The following is a 2,064-nucleotide window of genomic DNA, read 5'->3' as shown; positions in this document are numbered from 1 at the left end:
CGGGAGCGCTGCGCACGTCGACCAGCGTGGTCTGCGGCTCGCCGGCCAGGCGCGCCCACTGGTCGACGCCGAGCCGGCACGCCAGGTCGGGCTTCGGCTCACCAGCCCCGCGCAGCGCGGCGTCCGCCGGCCCGTTGAAATCGTCGCGGCGGCAGATGCCGGTCGACGGCTTGACGTCCCTCAGCGCGTCGGGCAGCGCCGAGCCCGGCCGCACCGTCTGCGACAGCACCGGCCCCGCGGCCAGCAGCAACCCGATCGCGAGCCCTCGATGCCAGCGCGTCATGGCGCACTCGCTCCGGGGAAGGGCGCCGATGCCGCAGATGCCGCACTGGCCGCGCTGGCCGGAGCACCGGCCGCGCCATCGCCGCGCAACAGCAGGTCGGCCGGGTAGGTGAACACCCAGTCGCTGTACTTCTGCTTGCCGCGAAACGCCATGTCGTCCGCCTCGAAATGGTCCTGCTTGATCGGCTGCCGGCCCGACAACGAGTACACGCCGACGATGCGCCCGCCGACACGCATCAACCCCCATTCGGGCTTGCCCGTCATCGGGTCGACGAACACCTGGCGCAGGTAGCGGCGCAGGCCCGGGCTGCGCTTGTCGCGCAGCAGGTCGTCGAGCTCCGCCGGGTACTCGCGCCGCCCCGCCGTCAGCTGCGTCTCGTAGTAGCGGCCGATCGCGCGCCGGAACTGCTGGCCGATGCCGAGCAGTTCACGTTCCTTGTCGCGCTGCGCCGCGGTGCTGTAGACCTCGCTCGCCGCGGCCAGCCCGATGCCCATGAAGGCCACCACCAGCAGCACCCACAGGTACGCAAATCCCCCTTGCGGGCTACAGCGTCTCATAAGGCTTCCCGTCATGCGCCGCGCCGGTCGCCCCGCTCTTCACGTCGGCGATGCCGGTCTGCTCGCTGTCCTTGGGCGGCACCAGGATCCAGCTGCGGTCCGATTCGGTCACCGGGTCCGTCGGCACCGCGCGCAGGTACTTCTGGTCGACCAGGTCCTGCAGCGTCTCGGGGTAGCGGCCCTTGTCGGCGTAGTACTTGTCGAGCGTGGTTCGCAGCACCTGCAGGTTCTCCTTCAGCACCACGTCCTTCGACTTGTCGAGCGAGCCGAAGTAGCGCGGCAGCGCGATCGCCAGCAGCAGCGCGACGATCGCCATCACGACCAGCATCTCGATCAGCGTGAAGCCACGGCGCACGGTGTTCACCATTGCTTGTACGCCACGCCGTTCAGGCCCTGCCGGCCCGACTTCGAATGCACGTCGAACACGTCCTCGCCCTCGGCCGGATCGTCCGGCGGCGAGGCATAGCTGCGCAGGGCCCAGGTCTCGGCCGGCTTCAGCGAGGCGTCGGCCGCCATCGGGTCGCGCGGCAGCGCGCGCAGGAAGTAGATGTTCTGCTTCGTCGGGCTGCGCTGGTCGGGCACGCCGTCGACCAGGTCGTCCAGCGTCTTCGGATAGCCGCTCTCGCCCAGCTTCTGCACCAGCCGGCCCTGGTCGGATGCGCGCTTGTAGGCGTCCAGCGCCTCGCGGATCTGCAGCAGCGCGCTGCGCAGCTCGCGCTCCTTGTCGCGCTGCACCGCCACCTGCGCCATCGGCACGGCCACCATCACCAGCACGCCCATGATGGCCAGCGTCATCATCAACTCGATGAAGGTGAAGCCGGCGGCGCGCCTGCGGATCACGGCAGCACCTTCACCAGCTGTTCGGCCGGCAGCGCCAGCGGCATCGCCGGGGCCGGCTCGGGCGTCGCCGACAGCAATTGCAGCTTGCCGCTGCCTGCCTTGAGCGCCTTGAACGACACCAGCAGCACGTTGCCCGAGCCGTTGACGCCGGCATCGGCGCCGGACGGGTTCTGCCGCACCGTCGAGACGAAGAGCTTGCCCTGCGCCGGATCGGAGCGCTGGTTGAACAGCGTGCTGCCGCCGGCCTGCTTGAAGAAGTCGCCTTCCTGCGCCTGCACCAGCTGCAGCATCTGCGGGTCGAAGCCCAGCAGCAGCGGCAGCCCGCGCAACGGCCCCTGGCTCGACAGGCGCAGCACCGCGGTGAACTGCTCGCCGACCTTGACC

The 2,064-nt window shown here is 70.3% G+C and carries 5 protein-coding genes; all 5 read right to left on the bottom strand.

Features of this window, described 5'->3' with window-relative positions:
* On the bottom strand, nucleotides 1-283 hold a 283-nt coding region (locus AC1D01_RS31920), incomplete at its 3' end, for a hypothetical protein (protein ID WP_477873523.1).
* Complete coding sequence (locus AC1D01_RS31915) at nucleotides 280-840, bottom strand: type II secretion system protein (RefSeq protein WP_477873522.1); 561 nt, start codon at nucleotides 838-840, stop codon at nucleotides 280-282. The genes AC1D01_RS31915 and AC1D01_RS31920, both read right to left, overlap by 4 nt.
* Complete coding sequence (locus tag AC1D01_RS31910) at nucleotides 827-1,207, bottom strand: type II secretion system protein (protein WP_465113906.1); 381 nt, start codon at nucleotides 1,205-1,207, stop codon at nucleotides 827-829. Before AC1D01_RS31910 ends, AC1D01_RS31915 begins: the two co-directional genes overlap by 14 nt.
* On the bottom strand, nucleotides 1,201-1,680 hold the full coding sequence (locus AC1D01_RS31905) for a type II secretion system protein (RefSeq protein ID WP_477873521.1): 480 nt from the start codon (nucleotides 1,678-1,680) through the stop codon (nucleotides 1,201-1,203). The genes AC1D01_RS31910 and AC1D01_RS31905 overlap by 7 nt, the downstream gene beginning before the upstream one ends.
* On the bottom strand, nucleotides 1,677-2,064 hold a 388-nt coding region (locus tag AC1D01_RS31900; protein WP_477873520.1), incomplete at its 5' end, for a cohesin domain-containing protein. The genes AC1D01_RS31905 and AC1D01_RS31900, both read right to left, overlap by 4 nt.

This window comes from Rhizobacter sp. P3_B12 (genome assembly GCF_056402895.1).
The sequence above is the reverse complement of the archived record's forward strand: the minus strand, read 5'-3'. Positions and strand labels throughout refer to the sequence as shown.